The following is a 19,511-nucleotide window of genomic DNA, read 5'->3' as shown; positions in this document are numbered from 1 at the left end:
AATATTATAAGGCAGATTCTTTCAGCCATCAAGTTTATACATTGCCAACTCAAGTTTTTTTTATTATATTATCTGTATGAAAACAAAATCAATTTACGAAGTTCCTCTTTGTGATGATGAGGAAGAAAAAACTCCAAAAACACCTGATCCATTTTCAGAAAAGTTTTTAAAAACACGCCAGATTATTCTCACAGGAGAAATAAATAAGGAACTCGCTGATTCAATCGTACGTCAGTTTTTGATCCTTGATTCGGAACAAACTAAACCGATTTATATGTATATCGATTCTCCAGGAGGAGATGTAGATGCAGGATTCGCAATTTATGATATTATTCGTTTTGTAAAGTCTCCTGTATACCTGATTGGTATGGGATTGATAGCTTCTGCCGCAACTCTTGTTTTGCTTGCTGTTGATAAAGAAAACAGGCTCGGGCTTCCAAACAGCCGCTATCTTATTCATCAGCCGCTCGGTGGAATGCGTGGAGTTGCAACCGATATTGAAATTTATGCGAAAGATATGGAAAAAATCCGCGCAAAACTGAACAAGATTATTTCAGATGCAACCGGAACAAAACTTGAGCAAGTTACAAAAGATACTGATCGCGATTTTTGGCTCGATGCAGATGAATCTGTAAAATATGGACTTATAAGTAAAATTGTCACAAAGTGCACAGATTTGCCAAAATAATTTATGATTTTTGAACTGACTGATCAACTTACGGACAGCATTATCTCGGCGATGGAAAACCAAGATTCTTCATTTGTTGTAGATGCTTCTGCAAATCGGTTAGTGGAAATAAACGCCGGAATTTCGGGTGAAAGGATTTCGGTTGACAATGAAAAATATTACAGTTTGCCTGAATGGGATTCCGCAGACGGGTTTTCTGTTCGTGAAGATTTTGTAAATCATCTCAATTCGCCGATTGCGCGCGATGAATTGCAAAATGTTCTCCATTCAGGAAGAGGGGTGTTCAGAAATTTTAGAAATGTAATAAAAAATTATCCAGAAGTTGATAAACGATGGCACATTTTTAAGCACAGAATTATGTCAGCACGTATCAACGATTGGTACAATTCATTGCGTGAAATATGGGGATTGGAGAAACTTGATCAGTTGCCGGAATCAGATGAAACTCTTGTGCATGATGATTTTTCGTTTAGAGAATATGATTCTTCGGACAAAGAAACAATCCTTTTAAATATTGCCGCAGACAGAAATGACGATAAAGAACTGCCATCTGAAGTCAGAGATGCGATTTACAGAATATGGCGGACTGAGTTTGAAGCCGCAGACTGTATTTGCCAAATCGGTATTGTTTGCCGAAGTCTTTCAGATGATTTTGCAGGGTGTATAACAGCGTCGCCAATTATTAAAAATCAGGAAAAGATTATGATTGTCACAAGTCTTTTTGTTCCTGAACAATTTAGAGGGCTTGGAATAAGCACAGAACTTATTTCGATGTGCGTTACAAACATTCAAAAGCTCGAAAAGAAATGGATTTTAATTCCAGATTTTATTATTCCGGATTTTCTACAGCCGTTATTGATACGTACAGGTTTTAAGAAAACACTTTCCGGATATTTACTAGGAGAAAAATGATGTCATTTAATCATGAATTTGAAATTAATGAAAATCAGTTAGCTGAGTATCTTCAGCAGGCAACAGAGAGAGTTAGAACAACAGAAAATGTAGACATTCTTGCAGACTTGAATAAACTTTTTAAGAAGAATGTTCCTTTAACTGTGAGAAAGTATGTCATTGCATACATGTTAAAAGAATCTTTAAAACGTTACCGTTCATTCGGAGGCAGCAGTCGCGATAACGGGGACCGCGATGAACGAAACAGACGAAATGCCCGCAAGGATAGAAACAATCGCAACAATCGTCAAGAATTTAAAACTGCACGTGCCGACCGCCAGACAGAGACAGAATCATTTGCAGACGAAACTCAGGAAGAAAGACCTCGCCATCCACGTGTAGAGATTCCTGAATCTGAAGCAACATCGATTTTTATAAGCATCGGTAAAAACCGCAGAGTCTATCCGCGTGACCTTGTTGGAATTCTTATAGCAATTGCAGGCATCGACCGCGAGAGAATCGGAGATATCAAAGTTTTAGCTAATTATTCATTTGTTCAGCTTTATACTTCGGACGCTCAGACAGCGATCGACAAATTAAACGGTTATGATTACAGAGGACGCAAGCTTGCAGTAAGCTACAGTCATCAAAAACTTGATGATGACGAAGCTGATGGAACTGAAAATACGGGAAATCAGACTTCAGAGTCTGATATGCAACACAGCAGTTCAAATGGCGAAGGTATTTCCGAATCGGATATGTCGGCAGAAGACGCAGCTGCGTATATGGCAGCCGAAAAAGCAGCCGCTGATAAGGAACCGTTCGGCGTATAAAAACAGGAGGATTATAAAGATTGTAAAACAGTTTTTATGATTCTCCGCTATTTATCATATGGAAATTCAAGTAATTCAGACAGGAATTCTCGGCGTGAACACTCTGATTGTTCCTGTTGAGCAAGGAAAATGCTTTGTAGTCGATCCCGCCGCATGCAAACTCTCAGGTGATGAAACAAAAATCGTTGATTTTATCAAATCTAAAAATCTTGATTGTGTTGGAATCGTCCTAACTCACACTCATTTTGACCATATAACAGGCATCAAGCAAGTGAAACAGTCTTTCCCGAATGCATTGATATACGTTCATAAATCGGAAGAAGCCGAGTTGATAAATCCGCCTGGACCAATGAACAGGGCTGTTTTGGGCAGCTTTGGAATGTCTGATTTGCTGGATGTCGTTTCAGAGCAGCCGCATTGTGATGTAACTGTGAAAGACGGCGACATCATTTTTGAATGGAAAGTTATTCACACACCGGGGCACACTCCAGGTTCAATCTGTCTGTATAAAAGTGATTTTGTCTGCGATACCGAATCAAAGAAAACTGAGAGCGTTTTAATCTCAGGCGACACTTTGTTTGATTACGGTGGATACGGACGAACGGATATGCTTGGAGGTGATGATATAAAAATGCGTCAAAGCCTCGCAAAACTTTACAAAATTATTCCTTCCGGCACTCTTGTTTACCCTGGTCATGATTCGTTCGGGTTTAGAATGGCTGCCATGTAGAAAATCTTTTATCTGCACTTTCATAGTTAATTTTTATAAATGAAGTTGAGATAAACGTTTTTCCGACAGTTGCAATTGCAAAACTTGGCGGTTGGCCTGAACGAGGATATGAGCAGCTTCCGGGATTTATAAAAGTAAAATCACCTTTGTGCAATTCTCTTGCAACGTGTGTGTGCCCGTAAAAAAAAGTTTTACAGTTTTCATCTCTTTTCGCAAAGTCCAAAGCGTTGATTCCGTATTTGACGCCTTCTTTGTGACCGTGAAAAATCATAATATTTTGACCGTTTACTTTTAGAGCCTGCGAGTCTGGGGCAGTTATGAAAAATTCTTTTGTGACAGGGTAGGAACTTGGGTCGCAGTTTCCCCTTACAAGTGCGATGACATGAGGAATGCTGTTTTTTAATTCTTCATCTAAATTGTAGTTGTTTAATATGCGCGCAATATCGCACAGTCCATCTCCGCAAAAAATAAGTGCGTCGCAAGTTTTTCCAAAGTTTTTGATTATTGATTTTAGAGCCGGAGTTTCTCCGTGTGAATCAGAAACAACAAGCAGACGAGAGAGGTCTTTAGTCTCAAGCATTTTGATATATTTTTCTTCGCCAATTAAGCCATCAATTCTCTGTGTGAATTCCATAAAATCCTGCCGAAAATCCCGTTTTGCCAAAAAATCTCGTTTTGTAAAAAATCAATTTAAAATAAAGTGATTTATAGATTGCAATCCTGTTTCAGGATCCGTGTGATGATGAAACTTAAAATCTTTCAAAATGTTTTTCAAATGGCGCTGTAAAGATGAGTCGCGGGTAAAAGAAGTTTCCGTATCTATCAGATAATCGACAGCCTGCTTTATAATCTCAGGAGCTTCTGCAATAAGTTCACCTTCAACTTCGTCGTCTGTGATTTCTGCTGATAGACCTTTATCGAGCACTATGTCGCATGTCGATTCAATCCCGAGCACGTCATCTTGCGGGAAAAGAGCGATGACTGCGTAAGGAACTTCTTGATTCCACTTGTCCTGATTTCTTGCGAGAGCTGCATGTGTGTTTTCAGGAGCACCGAGCAAAATTACACCGGCAAATTCTTTATCATCTGACTGAAGATACGATGTCAGTTCGCTTATATAAGAACGCGTACCGCGTTTAAAATCATCAGGATATACAAGTGGGTAAATCAATCCTCCATCTTGATCGAGCCCATAATTGTCTCCGAGCATTTCAATGATAGTTTCTTTAATTTCCGGCGTGTTGAAATCATAACCAAAAAGAACCAAGATTCGTTTATTTGTAACATGCCATTTTTGAGGTGTCGAGATTAAGTTTTCTGTATTTCCTGTCTGAAGTTTTATTTCGATTGTATTTGATGTCGATGTTTCAATCTGTTCTTGTTTGCAGCATGTAAGTCCGGTAAAAAATGATGCCGCAAACAAAATTGCAAAAAGCTTTGAAACTACCGGTTTATTGATTTTCATTCCCACACCCTGCGTGCATTATACTTGATTTTATTTTTCTTGAAAAGCTTATTATTTTCAGATATTATTTAAACATGAATATCGTAAAACTTATATTAGAACTGATAGGCGGTCTTGGCTTTCTCCTTTATGGGATGAAATTGATGAGTGACGGTGTTCAAAAAAGTGCCGGTGAACGTTTACAGAGAGCACTTTCTGTTCTAACAGGCAACCGTTTCATGTCGCTTTTAACAGGACTCTTTATTACAATGATAATTCAGTCATCAGGTGCAACAACTGTTATGGTTGTAACTTTTGTCAATGTGGGCTTGATGACTTTATCACAATCTGTAGGTGTTATTTTTGGTGCGAATATCGGTACTACAATCACCTCATGGATTGTCTCTATCTTCGGATTCAACTTCAAAATCTCAACTTTTGTAATTCCTCTGTTTGGATTTGGGTATCTTTTTTCAATTTTTAAGAAAGGAAGATGGAAAAATATTTCCGAAGCTATAATGGGATTTGCCATGCTTTTCTTGGGAATAAGTGGGCTGTCTTCTGTATTTACGTACGAAAATCTTGGCTGGTTGTTAAAGATTCAAGGCACCGGACCGTTGGCAATTCTTCTTGGGTTTTTAATCGGTATCATAATCACAGCTTTGCTTCATTCTTCTTCAGCATTTTCTGCTATTGTAATAACGATGGCTTACAATAAATTGGTTTCTTGGGAACTTGCTGCAGCGATGACATTGGGAAGCAACCTCGGTTCTACAATAGATGCAGTCCTTGCTTCGATTAAGACAAATGCAGATGCAAAACGTTCTGCATCTATTCATGTTATGTTCAATGTGTTTGGAACTTTCTTTGCACTTCTTTTCTTTGAGCAATTTTTGAACCTTGTAGTTTTGTTGACTCCCGGCGGAGTTAATTCAAACATCGCTATCCGCATTTCAATGCTTCACACAGTATTTAAAATGCTTTCAACGCTCGCTTTATTTCCGTTGCAGTCACTTCTCGTTGCTCTTTCAAAAAAGATTATCAAAGATGACAAAGAATCTACTTCTTCTACATATAGGCTCGAATTCACTGAGCTTGTCACAAAGGATAGTGCCGCAATTCACATAATTCAGGCAGAAAAAGCGATTGCCGATATGACAGATGTCGTGACAGATATGTTCGACAAAATTCAGATTGGAATTATGAAACGCGATCGAAAATTTATTGAAGAGTACGAGGAAGCGAGCGAGCGTGCAGAAAATTATGTCGATCAGATGCATGAGCAAATTACTCGTTATTTAATAAAATGTGAATCTTTGCAGCTGACTGAAAAACAGCTCAATCATGTTTCAAATATGATTCAGATTGTAGATGAGCTTGAAAATATGAGCGACAGTTGTTATGCTACAGTCATGCTGATTGTCCGCAGCATTCAGAAGAAGATGAAGTTCCAGCAGGATGATATGGAACGCCTTTTACCTTATATAGAATTAGCCCGACAATTCCTTCAGTTTATAAGAATCAATATCAACAAACACATCACGCCTGAAAAGCTTGAACTAGCACGCGAACTCGAAGACGGAATCGACGCATTCAGAAAAGACCTTAAAAAAGTTGCCCGCAAACGGCTTGAGAGCGGTGCAGATGTCAAATCTGAACTTTTGTATATCGACCTAGTTCGTACAATTGAACATATCGGTGACAACTGTTTTAACATTTCGGAAGTGCTTGTAAATATTTAGATTTTGAAACGAGAGAGGAGCGGGGCGGCAAAATTCTGCCACCCCCTGTTGATGTTTTTTAAATTATAGCTTTCATCGCGGTCATGTAATCGCGCAATCTTTTTCCAACTATTTCAATCGGATGATTTCTGATTTCGTCGTTTACTTTTACAAGTTCTGCGTTGTTTACAGAATTGTCTTTGAGGCTCAATCCTTTTCCTACAACGTCTGCATGGAGATTTGGCATCAGCTCTTTTTCCATGATAGGAACGGCAACTCTGCTGAACAAATAACAGCCATATTCTGCCGTATCGGAAATAACTCTGTTCATTTCATAAAGACGCTTTCTGTCGATTAAGTTTGCAATAAGCGGAACTTCGTGAAGCGATTCGTAATAAGCCGATTCAGGTTTAATTCCCGCATCAACCATTGTTTCAAATGCGAGCTCACAGCCGGCTTTTACCATCGCAACCATCAAAATCCCTTTGTCAAAATATTCCTGCTCGGAAATTTCTTCGGATGTTTCTTTTGCAGACTCAAACGGGAGTTTTCCAGTATCTTCGCGCCATGAAAGCAAATCTTTGTCGCCGTTTGCCCAATCTTTCATCATTATTCTTGAGAATTCGCCTGAGATTATGTCATCCATGTGCTTTTGGTAAAGCGGAGTCAGGATTTTTTTGATTTCTTTTGAAAGTTCGTTAGCTTTGATTTTTGCAGGATTAGAAAGCCTGTCCATCATGTTTGTGATTCCACCCCATTTGAGAGCTTCGGAAATTACGTTCCATCCGTGCATCAGCAATTTTGTCGCATATTCAGGGCTTATTCCTTCTTCAATCATTTTGTCAAAGCAAACTATTGTGCCGGCTTGGAGCATGCCGCAGAGAATTGTCTGTTCTCCCATCAAGTCTGATTTTACTTCCGCAATAAACGAAGATTCAAGCACGCCGGCTTTAGTGCCGCCCATTCCAACTGCAAGAGCTTTCGCATAAGCCCAGCCTTTTTTTTCCGGATCGTTGTCAGGATGAACAGCGATAAGGTCCGGAACTCCAAATCCCCTTTGGAATTCATGCCAAACTTCTGTTCCCGGTCCCTTTGGAGCACACATCACGACAGTTATATCAGGGCGAATCTGCATTCCTTCTTCAATCAAATTAAAACCGTGTGAGTACCACAACGCAGCGCCTTTTTTCATCAGCTTCATTATTTCTGAAATCACAGCAGAGTGTTGTTTATCAGGAGTGAGATTTCCGACAAAATCAGCAGTCGGAATTATTTCATCATAAGTCCCAACTCTAAATCCATTTTCTACAGCATTTTTCCAAGATTGACGTTTTTCCGAAATTGCAGACTCTCTGAGAGCATAACTGACATCGAGCCCTGAATCACGAAGACAAAGCCCTTGATTCAATCCCTGTGCACCGCATCCGACGATTACAATTTTTTTACCTTTAAGGACGTTTACGCCATCTGAAAACTCTTCTTTTGCCATAGAACGGCAGCGTCCCAACTGAAGGCGAGCTTGGCGCCATGTGATTTTGTTGAAGTAATTTTCACCCATTTTTGTCTCCTCTAAAATAAAATACTTTGTGATTTGCTTAAATTATCTGACAAAATTATATTTAATTATAAACATTGCGTAAAGTGAAATATTTGCAATTAATTGTTGAACAACTTGCAACGCTATGGTTTTTAAATTGCTAACTCATATACCTTGAGAAAAAGTAGATTTGTCAATATTATTTAGAACTATGAAGTCTAAAACAGTAACTTTAATGTTTATTTTTGCAATTGCAGTTATTGGAATTGCATTCCTTGCGACAAATGTATTTTTTAACTATAGAGAAAAAACTATGACGCGGGCAAAAATTGTAACGCCTAAATCTTCTTCAAATTCAGATGCTGAAACTGAAGTAGAGCGCCAATCTTACGAAACTGAAAAATATGAAACATTTGTTCCATTGTATTCAGGAGAAACTCTGATAAGCACGCTTACAATGGATATAAACAACGATGGTTATGATGATGAGGTTATCGTTATTCGACAATCCAATTCACAGAGTCTTTGGATTGTACCTGCTTTGCTTGAGCCTAAAACAGGAGCTTTCAAGAGACTTACGCCGATTGATACAAAGTTTACAAAAACAAGAACTTTTTCATACTCAGGAATGGATGTAACAGGTGAGCACAAAAAAGCTCTCATCTATCACGGAGTCGCAGATGATGGAAATTATGTGATGAAAATCTATTATTTTGTTGCAGGCAATGGGAAAAATGATATGGAATTGATCGGCGATTTTGAATCTGACGGAACAGTGTTTATTCAGCAGACAGAGCGATCAGAAGCTTATGAGTTGGCGCTATCAAAAGGAGAAAGTTTTTCTGTTTGGGTTTATAAGTCTGACAAAGCGGAAACTGACGGAAATTCGGAAGACACAAAAAAAATCAACCAAAATCAGATTCAGCAGGAATATAGGTGGAATCCTTCTGCTCAAAAATACGAACTTTACCGGCAGATTAGAGTAAATGCAGACAGGCTTGCAGAGACCGCACTTTCAAAAATTCAAGATGGAACTATCGAGACTTTTGCAAAATTTTTGGACGGGCTTTGGTACAAGACGGACAATACTGATGGCAATATCAGATATCTTTATTTTAATTACGATGACCGTCAGATTATCCAGCTTTACAAAGATTATCAGGAAGTTTACGAGTGGGAAGATGGAAAACTTCGCCACAATGGTATTTATATTTCGACAACAAATGCAGACATAATGAATCTACACAGGCGTTTTGATGTTTCAGTTTCGAGCCTTGATGAAATTAAAGTTGCCCTCAGGGATGATGTAAATATCATCATAAAAAGCGATTCACTTTGGAACGGTAAATACAAAAAGCTCAGCCTTCAAAGCTCTTTTGAAAATGAAAAAGACGATGTAGAACTTGCAACTTATAACAATGAAATAAAAAAAGCTCCTTTATGGACATCTTCAGATTCTACAGTAGAAGTATCATTTACCGATTACAACTACAAGGCAAAGTATAACGGCATAGATGAAACAGGAGTTTATTCTACAGGGAAAGCCGGCGCTTACAATGTAATTCAATTTCGCTCAGATGGAGACACTTCGATTTTCGGCGAAGTCTATGCGATGCAGTTCGGAACAAAGACAATCACAGAAACTGTAAAAAAACAGACGGTCGAAAAAGTTGTTACAGATTTTGACACAGTGATTTTTAGTCCGGTAAAAGTTACCCCAAAAGATTGTTTTGTAACCGAAGGAAAAGTATACACTTTCACGAGATAAAAATTGCTCCACAAGCGGCAGTCAAAGCTGTTGGCAATAATTAGCGGGGTGGTTTTTCGTGGGATTGAACTGCTTCCCTTTGGTGTACACCTCTTTAAATTATTGATGATACTTTTATCCAAAAACAATTGTTATTCCAGTCTAAATATGGCATAATAAAAAGACTGGAGACAATCATGATTACGAATGTTCAAGAATGTATAAAACCAATTTCTTACATCAAAACAAATGCGGCTGATATGATGAATTTTGTCAATGATAGGAAAGAACCTCTTGTAATTACTCAAAATGGGGAATCAAGAGCTGTTTTAATAGATGTAGAATCTTATCAGGAAATGAAAAATGCCTTTAACCTGTTAAAAATCATTCAATTTTCTGAACAAGATGTAAAAAAAGGAAAATGTAAACCTGCAACAGAAGTCTTTTCAAACTTGAAAAGGAAATATAACTGTGAAAAATGAAATTAGAAAAGTTATAGTTTCTCGGTTTGCAGAAGACGATTTGAATGAAATTATAGAATATTATTTTTCTTTGTCGCAGAATTATGTTGAAAAACTAATTTCTGAATTTGAAAAAAATGTAATGTCGTTGCAGAGGCACCCCAAAAGTGGTAGGGTTGTCCCAGAACTGGAAAAGCAAGGAATTTTACGATATAGAGAACTTATTCAAGAATATTATAGAATCCTCTATGAAATATCTGATAACAAGGTAATTGTTCATACAATCATTGATGGTCGAAGAAATTTTGAAGATATAATAATTTCAAAATTATCTCGTTATTATGGAAACTAAGCCTAACAACGTTTTCAAACCCGACAACGCAAGGCTTTTCTTGCGTTTGCGGTACAACCAAATGTTATGTGGATGACCGTACCAGGTTGCTAGGAGAAAAAATTATGTCAGATGTAAATGAAAAAGTTATAAAAATACAAGAATAAAAATATTTCTTGTGTTAGCGTTTGTTGTAATAGGTGTTTTAGTTATAAAAATTGTGAATTAAATCAGAAATTGGAATATTACGCAGAAATGAGCGATGAATTTCACAAGAACTTATATGCACAAGGTTAAGGTTCTTATAAAGAGGTGCTCATACTATGTCTATTTCTGATATTTATTATCGAAAGTATTTTAAATCTGAAGATAAATAAAAATAAAGTTTTTTTATCTAATATAATCTCTTGACAATAAGAATATACAATGTATATACTTAAAGTGATGGAGGTGAATTATGCAAGCAGTCGTTCAGAAATGGGGTAACAGCCTCGGTTTCAGGATTCCTTCACATTGGGCAAAAGACAATAACGTAAAGAATGGAAGCAAAATTGAAGTAATCGCTGAAAAAGGAAAGATAGTTATTCTTCCTCAGAAAAAAACTCTTGATGGTATGCTTAAAATGGTTTCTTCGGAAAATATTCATTCAGAAATTTCAGCAGGATTTTCAGTAGGCAAGGAAGAATGGTAAACTCAAGTTATGTTCCTGAAAAAGGTGATTTAGTCTGGCTTGATTTTGATCCACACGCAGGTCATGAACAGAAAGGTCATCGCCCGGCAATTTGTATTTCTCAAAAAATGTATAATCAGAAAATAGGTCTTGCTTTATTTTGCCCGATTACAAGTCATATAAAAGGCTATCCTTTTGAAATTGTATTGGACAAGCATTCTATAAAAGGTTGTATTCTTAGTGATCAAATAAAAAATCTCGACTGGAAACAAAGAAACTGCGATTTTATAGAAAAAGCAACTGAAGAAGAAATTGATTCAGTAGTTGATAATATAAAATTGTTAATAGAGTAATCACATAACAATGCCTTCAAATCCGACAAACGTGTCTGCCCCACACACACACCACCGTTTAAGCTCATAGTTAGAACGACCCCTTTTGTGTAAATACGAAAATACGACGGGGCCCGACAAATATCGCAAATGATTCAATTTGAAAATCGAACGGGCGACAATTTTATATGTGCGCAACAACTTGCAATAACAATATAAAAACAATCCTGATGACACAATCGCTGAAATTAAATATAATAAAAGATTATGAACGCTAACGAACTTCGCTCAAAATATATTGAGTTTTTTAAATCAAAAAATCATGTTGAAATTTCAGGGCAGTCTTTAATTCCTGAAAACGACCCTTCGGTTTTATTTACGACAGCTGGAATGCACCCTCTTGTTCCTTACCTTCTCGGTGAAAAACATCCTGCTGGCACTCGCCTTACTGATTATCAGAAATGTATACGCACCGGTGATATCGATGAAGTTGGGGATCCGTCTCATCTCACTTGTTTTGAAATGCTTGGAAACTGGTCTCTCGGCGACTATTTTAAAAAAGAATCTATCGGATTTTCTTACGAATTTCTTACATCTCCTAAATGGCTTGGGCTTGACCCTCGTAAAATCTCTGTGACTGTTTTTGCCGGAGATGAAAACGCTCCTCGTGATGAAGAGGCGGCTGCTGCATGGATTGCTAACGGTATGCCGGAAGACAAAATTGCGTATCTTCCGGCAAGCGATAACTGGTGGGCTGCTGGTCCAACCGGTCCTTGTGGTCCTGATACAGAAATTTTTTACTGGGTCGGCGAAAATCTTCCTCCAAAAGGTTCAAACAAAGGTACGGACCCTGAAAATTGGCTTGAGATTTGGAACAACGTATTTATGCAGTACAACCGCATAGACGAAAAGAATCTTGAGCTTCTTCCTAAAAAAAATGTCGACACGGGAATGGGGCTTGAAAGAACTAACTGCATCCTTCAAGGAAAAAAATCAGTGTATCTTACAGAAGTCTTTCAGCCTATCATTAAAACGATAGAGAAACTTTCTAATTACACATACGGAACTGATGAAGAAAAAGATAGGTCTGTTCGCATCATAGCAGACCACGCTCGTTCGTCTGTATTTATTCTCGGTGATCAAAAAGGTGTCAGCCCGGCTAGAGTTGGAGCCGGTTATGTCCTTCGTCGTCTTATCCGCCGTGCAGTTCGTCACGGGATGAAACTTGGAATTGACAAAGATTTTATGGCAGAAGTTGCAGTCACCGTTGTTGAAAACTTCAAAATCGCTTATCCGGAGCTCGAACAAAATAAAAATAAAATTTTTAGCGAACTTACATCTGAAGAAGCAAAATTCCGTCAGACTTTGAAAAAAGGCGAAGCTGAATTTGAGAAGATGCTTCCTAATTTGATGAAAAATCCTAAAAAGATTATCAGCGGAAAAGTTGCTTATAATCTTTATGAAACTTACGGATATCCGCTTGAACTCACTCAAGAGCTCGGTGCGGAAAACGGATTTACTGTCGATGTTGAAGGTTTTAAAGAAGCGGAGAAAAAACATCAGGAAGCATCGAAAACTGCAGAAGTTGGGGCTGCAAAAGGTGGATTGGCTGAACAGTCTGATGTTACAACAAAATATCACACTGCAACACATTTATTGCAGCAGGCTCTCATAGATGTTCTCGGTGAACAAGTTGCTCAAAAAGGTTCAAACATCACAAATGAACGCATGCGCTTTGACTTCACATTTGACCGCCCGATGACTAAAGAAGAAATTCAGAAAGTTGAAGATATTGTAAACGAAAAAATTAAAGAAGATTTACCGGTTACGATGCAAGTTATGCCGCTTGATGACGCAAAAAAAGCCGGGGCACGTGCGTTGTTTACAGGAAAATACGGGGAAGACGTAAAAGTTTACACAATCGGCCGAGATGCCGAAAACGACTGGTTCAGCAAAGAAGTTTGCGGAGGTCCGCATGTTCAGCACACTGCACAGATCGGTCAATTCAAGATTCAAAAGGAACAAAGTTCATCAGCCGGCGTGCGTCGTATTCGCGCAGTCATCTCCGGGGGACTTCCTCTTGATAAACACTGATAAAATTAACTGTTGTAACTTGTTCAAATGAGTTTTGTTATATAACTATAAAGAAGAGACTAAAGAAATGAGGATATAAAAATGAAAAAAATTGTTCTTGCTTTGATGATTTTATTTGCGACAACTGCTATGGCGTTTGCTCAGTCTGACCTTCAGGTTCTCGCTGTTGTAAAGCTGAATAAAAATGAATCTATCACTCTTAAGCAGCTTAAAACACAGTGCAGTAACTACGAAAAGCAGCTTGGAAAACCGTTATCGCTTGACGGAAGAAAAGATGTTTTGAATAAAATAATCAGCGACAGGTTGTTGATTCAAGCCGCAGCAAAAGATGGGATTTCAATTCCTGACAGCTACGTAGATCAGGTTTTTATGCAGCAGATGAGTCAGTCTATCGGTCGAAATGTTACAGAAAAAGAATTTGCGGAGTTGATTCAAAAAACTCAAAACAAATCGATCGACCAATTTATGGTTGAACAGACAGGAATGAATACTTCCGAATTTAAGACATATCTAAAAAATCTTTTGATTGTACAGCAGTATGTTATTCAAAAAAATCAGTCGGGACTTCAAAATGTTGCTGCATCGGATGATGAAATCAGGCTTTACTACGAAAACAATAAGTCTTCATTTGTGTGGAGCGATATGCTCAAATTGTTCATAGTGATTGTTCCAAAAGGAAAAGACCCGGACGCCGCTAAGCTCAAGCTGAACGGGCTATTAAACAGTTATAAAGATAAAAAATTGACGGCAGAGCAAATCATTGTTCAATCTCAGGCATCAGGCTCCGGATATCAGGCATCTACAGGAGTAATCCCTAAAACAGAAATCTATGCCAATTCTATCGGAATGACTTATCAGAATCTTCTTTTTGTAGCAAGTCAGAAAGAAGGGTTTGTGTCAGACATTGAAGAAACTTCAAATGATTACAGATTCATTGCCCTTCTTAAAAAATATGATGCAAAGATGCTCGGCATAAGCGATATTGTTCAACCTGATACAACTGTTACCGTTTACGATTATATCCGCTCTGCACTTTCACAGCAAAAACAGCAAGAGTACCTTGGAGGAAAAGCCGCAGAGATGGCTGCTGCTCTGAATACATCAGATAATGTTGAAATGAAAAAAACAGGTTCAGCTCTAGACAAGTTGATGAGTTGGGAGTAGGATTTTGTCCAGGAGAAAAGAAAGGATAATTGCGTTTCAGGCACTTTATTCATGGGACGTAAGCAGGGAACCGCTTGATAAACTTTTGACTTTTTCGTGGCTTGAAAACGATTTTGAAAATCGGGCTGAAAAAAAAATCGAAGAATCGGGTGACGCTCTTAAAGCTTTTAAAGACAAGAAAACTTTTGCAAGTTTGATAATTGCAGGTACAATCGAGCATTTGGACGAGATTGATGAAATGATAAAAAAACATCTTGCTGCAAACTGGTCTCTTGAACGAATCAATAAAGTTGCCCTAGCAATTTTGCGTACGAGCACTTACGAAATTGTTTTTCAAAAAGATATTGAGCCTAAAATCATAATCGATGAAGCTATAAATATTGCAAAAGATTACGGGTCAGACGATTCCTATAAGTTTATTAATGCAGTGCTTGATAAAATAGGAAAAGATGAAGAGTCGAAAAAAGCTTAAAAACACAATCCTCATTTTTATTATTTCTTACATTTTGTTCTGTTTTTTCGGTTGCAGGCTGAAGGCGGAACAAAAGTCATTGTCAAAACAGTTTGATTCAATCGATGCTCTGATTATGCAAAACCAGACTTTATCTGCTTTGAAAGAATTGAAAAAAACTGAAAAAAAAGTTCACGATGTGTGGTCGTATATCGGGGTTTTCAAGCGATATCAAATACTCGGAGAATCTGTAAAGTCTGAAAAAATTCTTCAAAAGGCACTCAAAAAAAATAGCGGAAATGTTGAACTTCTTGCAGTTTATACGAACTTTCTTTTGCGTCAGGGACGGCTAGACGAGAGCGCAAAGACTGCACAAAAACTTCAAGGGACAAAATACGCATCTTTATATTCGGAGTTTGTTTTGCGCAAAATGCTGTGGAAAAAAGACGTTACTTTTGACGTTTTAGTCAACGATGAAATGTATTATCAGATTTTTATGGACGCATATAAAGGCGGCAAAAATTCGATGTGGCTCAGAAACTGTGCTGTTTATTGCCTTTTAAAAGGTCTGTACAATCAGGCGGTTTCTGTAGTTCCAGAGTATTACGCTGACGTCGATGACTCTTATTTTTGGGCGCTTTGCTACTATGATGCCGGGAAATATTATGATTCAATTGAGGCGCTCGATGCTTCTAAAAGCCTTTTAAAAGATTATTCAAATAAAGCGATTTTTAAGACAACTTTGGTCAGGCAAGTTTCGCTTGAATCTGATGCGTATATGGCAGTTTCCGACATGCAATCGGCAGAAGCGGCGCGTCAGGCAATTGTATTAAATATAGACAACATGAACGTCCGTAAAAATGACGAGGCTTTGCTTTCTACAATTTTGCTCAACAGTGCAGTTTGGGCAGGCAATCAAGGAATGGATGGGCAAAGCGCTGACTTGCTTTTTTACATTGTAAATCGCTGGCAAGATTTTGTTCCCGGTCTGATTTTTTATTCAGATTTTGCTTACCGTTCCAGCCTTGAACGCGAGGAAGATGCTGAGATTAAGGCTTTGCGCCGTGCAGGAATTCGTTCTTTGGAGATGGAAAAATACGACAATCGACGAAAAATTCCTTTGAGCGATGCGATTTTCAGAATTGACAGCTCTATTGAACGGACTAATGACCCTTATCTCAATATCGCAAGGCTTGATTTAAAATATAAGACAGACAAATCTATTTCGGAAAAAGACAAAAATCGCGACTTGTGGATGCTCCTCGAAAACAGTTTTTCAAAAGGCAATGGATACGATGTTCTTCTCGTCGAATATGCGTTGAGTTTTTTGCTCAAAACAAAGCAATATGACGACGCATGGAATCTTTTTTATAAATATGTAGTCGCAAATGGTTCGTATGATGAAAAAAAGCCGTTCTGGCAGCAATTTATCGCTCAGGTTAGATTGTACGATTTGCCTATAGCGGAGTTTGGTGCATGGTTTTCTGCATTCAAAAAGCTTACTGATGAAGCACTTCGCCTCTACGAATATTGCGTCTACGAAAGCGGCGGTATTTTAGAAGATGGATTTATTTCACAAGATGTATCTACAGCTTCGTGCATGAATCTCGGAGATATCTATGTCTCACTCGGAAAAAACAACAAAGCTCTTGATGTTTATGGAAAAATTGCCGGCAGGGAAAGCCGCAACTCTCTTCGTTCAGAAATTTTTTACAGGATTGCATGCATTTATGCAGGTCAAGGAGATATAAAAAATGCCCTACGTTCAGCCGAATATTCTTATTCACTGTATCCTGAAAACGCAAGGGCATCTTTACTTAAAGAAAAACTCATGATAAACGAGTAAACCTATTCTATAACGGCAATTATATCGCTCATGCGTAGAATCAAATGGTCTTCGCCGTCAATTTTTACCTGTGTTCCGGCGTATTTGTCGTACATTATTCTGTCACCTTTTTTTACTGTAATTTTATTTTCATCAGTGCCCGGTCCAACTTCAACTACTGTTGCTGTCTGAGTTTTTTCCTGTGCTGCTTCTGGAATAATGATTCCACTTGATGTTTTAGACTCTGCTTTATCATTCTTAACAAGAACGCGGTCTGCTAACGGTTTGATTTTCATTTTATTACCTCTTACCTATAAATTAATAATTAATAAGTTTGGCGTCAACTAAAAAATAGCTAATTGCCTTTATGCCGAAAATAGCATGAATTGTTGATAAATCAAAAATATATATGGAAAATACATCTGATTTATGATAGACTTCACAATCATGTTTAACATTTTTGGAGCAGTTGTTACACCTGCCGGCGTAAATTTTTCTATTTACAGTAAGGATGCTACAAAGGTTAGCCTCGTTCTATTTAATTCACAAGACGATAAACAACCGTCGCATATTATTGATTTTGATCCTGTTTTAAACAGAACCGGTGATGTTTGGCACGTTTTAGTTCCTGGAATAGGAGCCGGAACTCTGTACCTTTACAAAATTGACGGACCGTATGACCCGATGAGAGGTCTGCGTTTTAATTATCACAAATATTTGTTTGATCCGTATGCAAAAGCGTTTACAAATGGTTCTGTATTTCGTTCATACAATGAGCTTCGGAAAAACGGATTTTCATTAAATGAAAAAGGAGAAATCCAAGATTTATCAGATTTTCCTAAATGCGTTGTCGTAGATGATAATGATTTTGATTGGGAAGGAGATAGACCTCTTGGTATTCCGCTTGATCAATCTGTTATTTATGAAACACATGTCAAAGGTTTTACAGCATCTGCCAATTCAGGTGTAGGGGAAGACTCGGGAACTTATCGCGGATTTGCAAAAAAAATTGATTATTTAAAGAAACTCGGAATCACTGCTGTAGAATTTCTTCCTCTTTTTGAATTTGATGAAAATGAAAACTACAATTTAAATCCACGCACAGGAGAAACTCTTGTCAATTATTGGGGCTACAGCACAATAGGATTTTTTGCACCTAAAACTTCATATTCATTTGACAAAACTCCGGGAGGCTCTGTCCGCGAATTTAAACAGCTTGTAAAAGAGCTTCATAAAGCCGGAATTGAAGTTATTCTCGATGTAGTTTACAACCATACAGCTGAAGGAAATGAACACGGTTATACGTTTGAATTTCGCGGTATTCAGAATAATGTTTATTATTCTCTTCCTGAAGCTCGAAAAGAATATTACATGAATTTCAGCGGATGCGGTAACTCTGTAAACTGTAATCACCCGGTTACTTATCAGTTTATTTTAGACAGTCTGCGTTACTGGGTTGTTGAAATGCATATTGACGGCTTTAGGTTTGACCTTGCTTCGATTTTGACTCGCATGGGAAACGGAAATGTTTTGAATGGCGATGTTCCAAACCTGACTGTCGCAATAAATGAAGACCCTGTTCTAGCTAAGACAAAAATCATCGCCGAACCTTGGGATGCGGCAGGGCTTTATCACCTTGGAATGTTCCCAGGTGGTCCGAATAACCGCTGGAGCGAATGGAATGCACGTTTCCGAGACGATATAAGGCGTTTTTTGCGCGGTGACAACAATAGCATAACAGCTGCTGCAACTCGCGTATGTGGAAGTTCTGATTGCTACAATCACGATGGACGTTCTCCTTTAGCATCGATAAACTTTATTACTTCTCATGACGGTTTCACTTTAAACGATCTTGTAAGCTATAACAGCAAACACAACGAAGAAAACGGTGAAGGCAACCGAGACGGAAGTGATAATAACTTTAGCTACAACTGCGGATACGAAGGCGAATGCGTCAATCCGAAAATAGAATTGCAACGCATCAAAAAAATCAAAAACTTCTTTTTATATTTGCTTGTTTCTCAAGGAGTTCCGATGATTCTTGCCGGTGACGAGATGAGACGCACTCAAAAAGGAAACAACAATGCTTACTGCCAAGATAATGGCTTGAGTTGGGTTGACTGGGAACTCGCTGAAAAAAATGCAGGTCTTGTAAGGTTTGCATCGGTTCTCATAAATTTAAGAAAAAATCACAGAGTTTTTAGAAGAACTTCATTTTTCCCCGGATTCTATGAAAAAGGTGATTCTCATGAAATCTCGTGGTACGACGTAAAAGCTACTGTACCTGACTGGAATAAAATGGGGAATTTCCTTGGTTTCAGGCTCGACGGCTTAGGAAATGACAATGATTTTTACGTTGCAACAAATATCGATTTATATGATTTGACAATCGTGCTTCCTTCTTTGACAGATAATAAAAAATGGTACAGAGTTGTTGATACATCTTTCGACAGCCCTGATGATATCCTTGAAATCGGCAAAGAGGAAGTTCTGAGTGAACAGAGACGTTATGTATTGTTTTCTGGCGCTTCAGTAGTTCTTATGAGTAAATAAAAAAAGTTAGTTAGCTGAGTAAATACGCGAACGGAGGAT

The 19,511-nt window shown here is 38.0% G+C and carries 19 protein-coding genes; 15 read left to right on the top strand and 4 right to left on the bottom strand.

The window, feature by feature from the left end:
- The first annotated feature begins 76 nt into the window (after window positions 1–76).
- The 4 genes from H9I37_RS10560 to H9I37_RS10545 are packed head-to-tail and all read left to right on the top strand — an operon-like array spanning window position 77 to window position 3,142.
- Window positions 77–688 (top strand): ATP-dependent Clp protease proteolytic subunit, encoded by a 612-nt coding sequence (locus H9I37_RS10560; RefSeq protein WP_187382687.1) that lies wholly within the window; start codon window positions 77–79, stop codon window positions 686–688.
- A 3-nt stretch (window positions 689–691) separates the two neighbouring features.
- Window positions 692–1,600, top strand: a complete 909-nt coding sequence (locus H9I37_RS10555) for a UPF0158 family protein (protein ID WP_187382686.1) — start codon at window positions 692–694, stop codon at window positions 1,598–1,600.
- The gene (locus tag H9I37_RS10550) at window positions 1,597–2,412 is read left to right on the top strand and encodes a DbpA RNA binding domain-containing protein (RefSeq protein ID WP_187382685.1); all 816 of its coding nucleotides are present in this window, start codon (window positions 1,597–1,599) and stop codon (window positions 2,410–2,412) included. Before H9I37_RS10555 ends, H9I37_RS10550 begins: the two co-directional genes overlap by 4 nt.
- Window positions 2,413–2,470: 58 nt before the next feature.
- Entirely contained in the window at window positions 2,471–3,142 is a 672-nt protein-coding gene (locus H9I37_RS10545; protein WP_187382684.1) for an MBL fold metallo-hydrolase, read from the top strand.
- On the opposite strand, the gene H9I37_RS10540 is transcribed toward H9I37_RS10545, so the two are convergent.
- A complete protein-coding gene (locus H9I37_RS10540; RefSeq protein WP_187382683.1) occupies window positions 3,123–3,776 on the bottom strand; it encodes a YfcE family phosphodiesterase in 654 nt (217 codons plus the stop codon). The genes H9I37_RS10545 and H9I37_RS10540 overlap by 20 nt on opposite strands.
- Window positions 3,777–3,827: 51 nt before the next feature.
- Entirely contained in the window at window positions 3,828–4,607 is a 780-nt protein-coding gene (locus tag H9I37_RS10535) for a DUF3798 domain-containing protein (protein ID WP_187382682.1), read from the bottom strand.
- Window positions 4,608–4,681: 74 nt separating this feature from the next.
- Between H9I37_RS10535 and H9I37_RS10530 the strand changes: the two genes are divergently transcribed.
- A complete protein-coding gene (locus tag H9I37_RS10530; RefSeq protein ID WP_187382681.1) occupies window positions 4,682–6,328 on the top strand; it encodes a Na/Pi cotransporter family protein in 1,647 nt (548 codons plus the stop codon).
- 58 nt (window positions 6,329–6,386) lie between these two features.
- Here H9I37_RS10530 and ilvC read toward each other — a convergent pair whose 3' ends face one another.
- Entirely contained in the window at window positions 6,387–7,865 is a 1,479-nt protein-coding gene (gene ilvC / locus H9I37_RS10525) for a ketol-acid reductoisomerase (RefSeq protein ID WP_187382680.1), read from the bottom strand.
- Between the two features lie 190 nt (window positions 7,866–8,055).
- Here ilvC and H9I37_RS10520 point away from each other — a divergent pair, with 190 nt between their 5' ends.
- From H9I37_RS10520 to H9I37_RS10480, 9 genes are all read left to right on the top strand, one after another.
- Window positions 8,056–9,612, top strand: coding sequence for a pallilysin-related adhesin (locus H9I37_RS10520; RefSeq protein ID WP_187382679.1), 1,557 nt, complete (start codon window positions 8,056–8,058; stop codon window positions 9,610–9,612).
- Between the two features lie 176 nt (window positions 9,613–9,788).
- The gene (locus H9I37_RS10515) at window positions 9,789–10,073 is read left to right on the top strand and encodes a type II toxin-antitoxin system Phd/YefM family antitoxin (protein WP_187382678.1); all 285 of its coding nucleotides are present in this window, start codon (window positions 9,789–9,791) and stop codon (window positions 10,071–10,073) included.
- Entirely contained in the window at window positions 10,063–10,404 is a 342-nt protein-coding gene (locus tag H9I37_RS10510; protein WP_187382677.1) for a type II toxin-antitoxin system RelE/ParE family toxin, read from the top strand. Before H9I37_RS10515 ends, H9I37_RS10510 begins: the two co-directional genes overlap by 11 nt.
- 436 nt (window positions 10,405–10,840) lie before the next feature.
- Window positions 10,841–11,074, top strand: a complete 234-nt coding sequence (locus tag H9I37_RS10505; RefSeq protein ID WP_187382676.1) for an AbrB/MazE/SpoVT family DNA-binding domain-containing protein — start codon at window positions 10,841–10,843, stop codon at window positions 11,072–11,074.
- The gene (mazF, locus tag H9I37_RS10500; RefSeq protein ID WP_187382675.1) at window positions 11,068–11,406 is read left to right on the top strand and encodes an endoribonuclease MazF; all 339 of its coding nucleotides are present in this window, start codon (window positions 11,068–11,070) and stop codon (window positions 11,404–11,406) included. The genes H9I37_RS10505 and mazF overlap by 7 nt, the downstream gene beginning before the upstream one ends.
- A 246-nt stretch (window positions 11,407–11,652) precedes the next feature.
- Window positions 11,653–13,479 carry an alanine--tRNA ligase gene (locus H9I37_RS10495; protein ID WP_187382674.1) on the top strand — a complete coding sequence of 609 codons (1,827 nt, stop codon included), beginning with the start codon at window positions 11,653–11,655 and terminating at the stop codon, window positions 13,477–13,479.
- Between the two features lie 81 nt (window positions 13,480–13,560).
- Entirely contained in the window at window positions 13,561–14,643 is a 1,083-nt protein-coding gene (locus H9I37_RS10490) for an MOSP complex formation periplasmic protein, TDE1658 family (protein ID WP_187382673.1), read from the top strand.
- A 4-nt stretch (window positions 14,644–14,647) separates the two neighbouring features.
- Window positions 14,648–15,115, top strand: coding sequence for a transcription antitermination factor NusB (gene nusB, locus H9I37_RS10485; RefSeq protein WP_187382672.1), 468 nt, complete (start codon window positions 14,648–14,650; stop codon window positions 15,113–15,115).
- Window positions 15,093–16,940 carry a tetratricopeptide repeat protein gene (locus H9I37_RS10480; protein ID WP_187382671.1) on the top strand — a complete coding sequence of 616 codons (1,848 nt, stop codon included), beginning with the start codon at window positions 15,093–15,095 and terminating at the stop codon, window positions 16,938–16,940. Before nusB ends, H9I37_RS10480 begins: the two co-directional genes overlap by 23 nt.
- A gap of 2 nt (window positions 16,941–16,942) precedes the next feature.
- Here H9I37_RS10480 and H9I37_RS10475 read toward each other — a convergent pair whose 3' ends face one another.
- Entirely contained in the window at window positions 16,943–17,215 is a 273-nt protein-coding gene (locus tag H9I37_RS10475) for a co-chaperone GroES (protein ID WP_187382670.1), read from the bottom strand.
- 133 nt (window positions 17,216–17,348) lie between these two features.
- On the opposite strand from H9I37_RS10475, the gene glgX reads away from it, so the two are divergent.
- Entirely contained in the window at window positions 17,349–19,472 is a 2,124-nt protein-coding gene (gene glgX / locus H9I37_RS10470) for a glycogen debranching protein GlgX (protein WP_187382669.1), read from the top strand.
- Window positions 19,473–19,511 lie beyond the last annotated feature (39 nt).

The organism is Treponema sp. Marseille-Q3903 (assembly GCF_014334335.1).
GTDB lineage: Bacteria > Spirochaetota > Spirochaetia > Treponematales > Treponemataceae > Treponema_D.
This window is presented reverse-complemented; position numbering and strand designations above follow the sequence as displayed.

Coding starts and splice junctions, on each gene's coding strand:
- H9I37_RS10515 (WP_187382678.1), top strand. CDS start 9,789: ATGATTACGAATGTTCAAGAATGTATAAAACCAATTTCTTACATCAAA.
- H9I37_RS10505 (WP_187382676.1), top strand. CDS start 10,841: ATGCAAGCAGTCGTTCAGAAATGGGGTAACAGCCTCGGTTTCAGGATT.
- H9I37_RS10560 (WP_187382687.1), top strand. CDS start 77: ATGAAAACAAAATCAATTTACGAAGTTCCTCTTTGTGATGATGAGGAA.
- glgX (WP_187382669.1), top strand. CDS start 17,349: ATGATAGACTTCACAATCATGTTTAACATTTTTGGAGCAGTTGTTACA.
- H9I37_RS10535 (WP_187382682.1), bottom strand. CDS start 4,607: ATGAAAATCAATAAACCGGTAGTTTCAAAGCTTTTTGCAATTTTGTTT.
- H9I37_RS10480 (WP_187382671.1), top strand. CDS start 15,093: ATGAAGAGTCGAAAAAAGCTTAAAAACACAATCCTCATTTTTATTATT.
- ilvC (WP_187382680.1), bottom strand. CDS start 7,865: ATGGGTGAAAATTACTTCAACAAAATCACATGGCGCCAAGCTCGCCTT.
- H9I37_RS10495 (WP_187382674.1), top strand. CDS start 11,653: ATGAACGCTAACGAACTTCGCTCAAAATATATTGAGTTTTTTAAATCA.
- H9I37_RS10555 (WP_187382686.1), top strand. CDS start 692: ATGATTTTTGAACTGACTGATCAACTTACGGACAGCATTATCTCGGCG.
- mazF (WP_187382675.1), top strand. CDS start 11,068: ATGGTAAACTCAAGTTATGTTCCTGAAAAAGGTGATTTAGTCTGGCTT.
- H9I37_RS10545 (WP_187382684.1), top strand. CDS start 2,471: ATGGAAATTCAAGTAATTCAGACAGGAATTCTCGGCGTGAACACTCTG.
- H9I37_RS10520 (WP_187382679.1), top strand. CDS start 8,056: ATGAAGTCTAAAACAGTAACTTTAATGTTTATTTTTGCAATTGCAGTT.
- H9I37_RS10475 (WP_187382670.1), bottom strand. CDS start 17,215: ATGAAAATCAAACCGTTAGCAGACCGCGTTCTTGTTAAGAATGATAAA.
- H9I37_RS10490 (WP_187382673.1), top strand. CDS start 13,561: ATGAAAAAAATTGTTCTTGCTTTGATGATTTTATTTGCGACAACTGCT.
- H9I37_RS10540 (WP_187382683.1), bottom strand. CDS start 3,776: ATGGAATTCACACAGAGAATTGATGGCTTAATTGGCGAAGAAAAATAT.
- H9I37_RS10550 (WP_187382685.1), top strand. CDS start 1,597: ATGATGTCATTTAATCATGAATTTGAAATTAATGAAAATCAGTTAGCT.
- H9I37_RS10530 (WP_187382681.1), top strand. CDS start 4,682: ATGAATATCGTAAAACTTATATTAGAACTGATAGGCGGTCTTGGCTTT.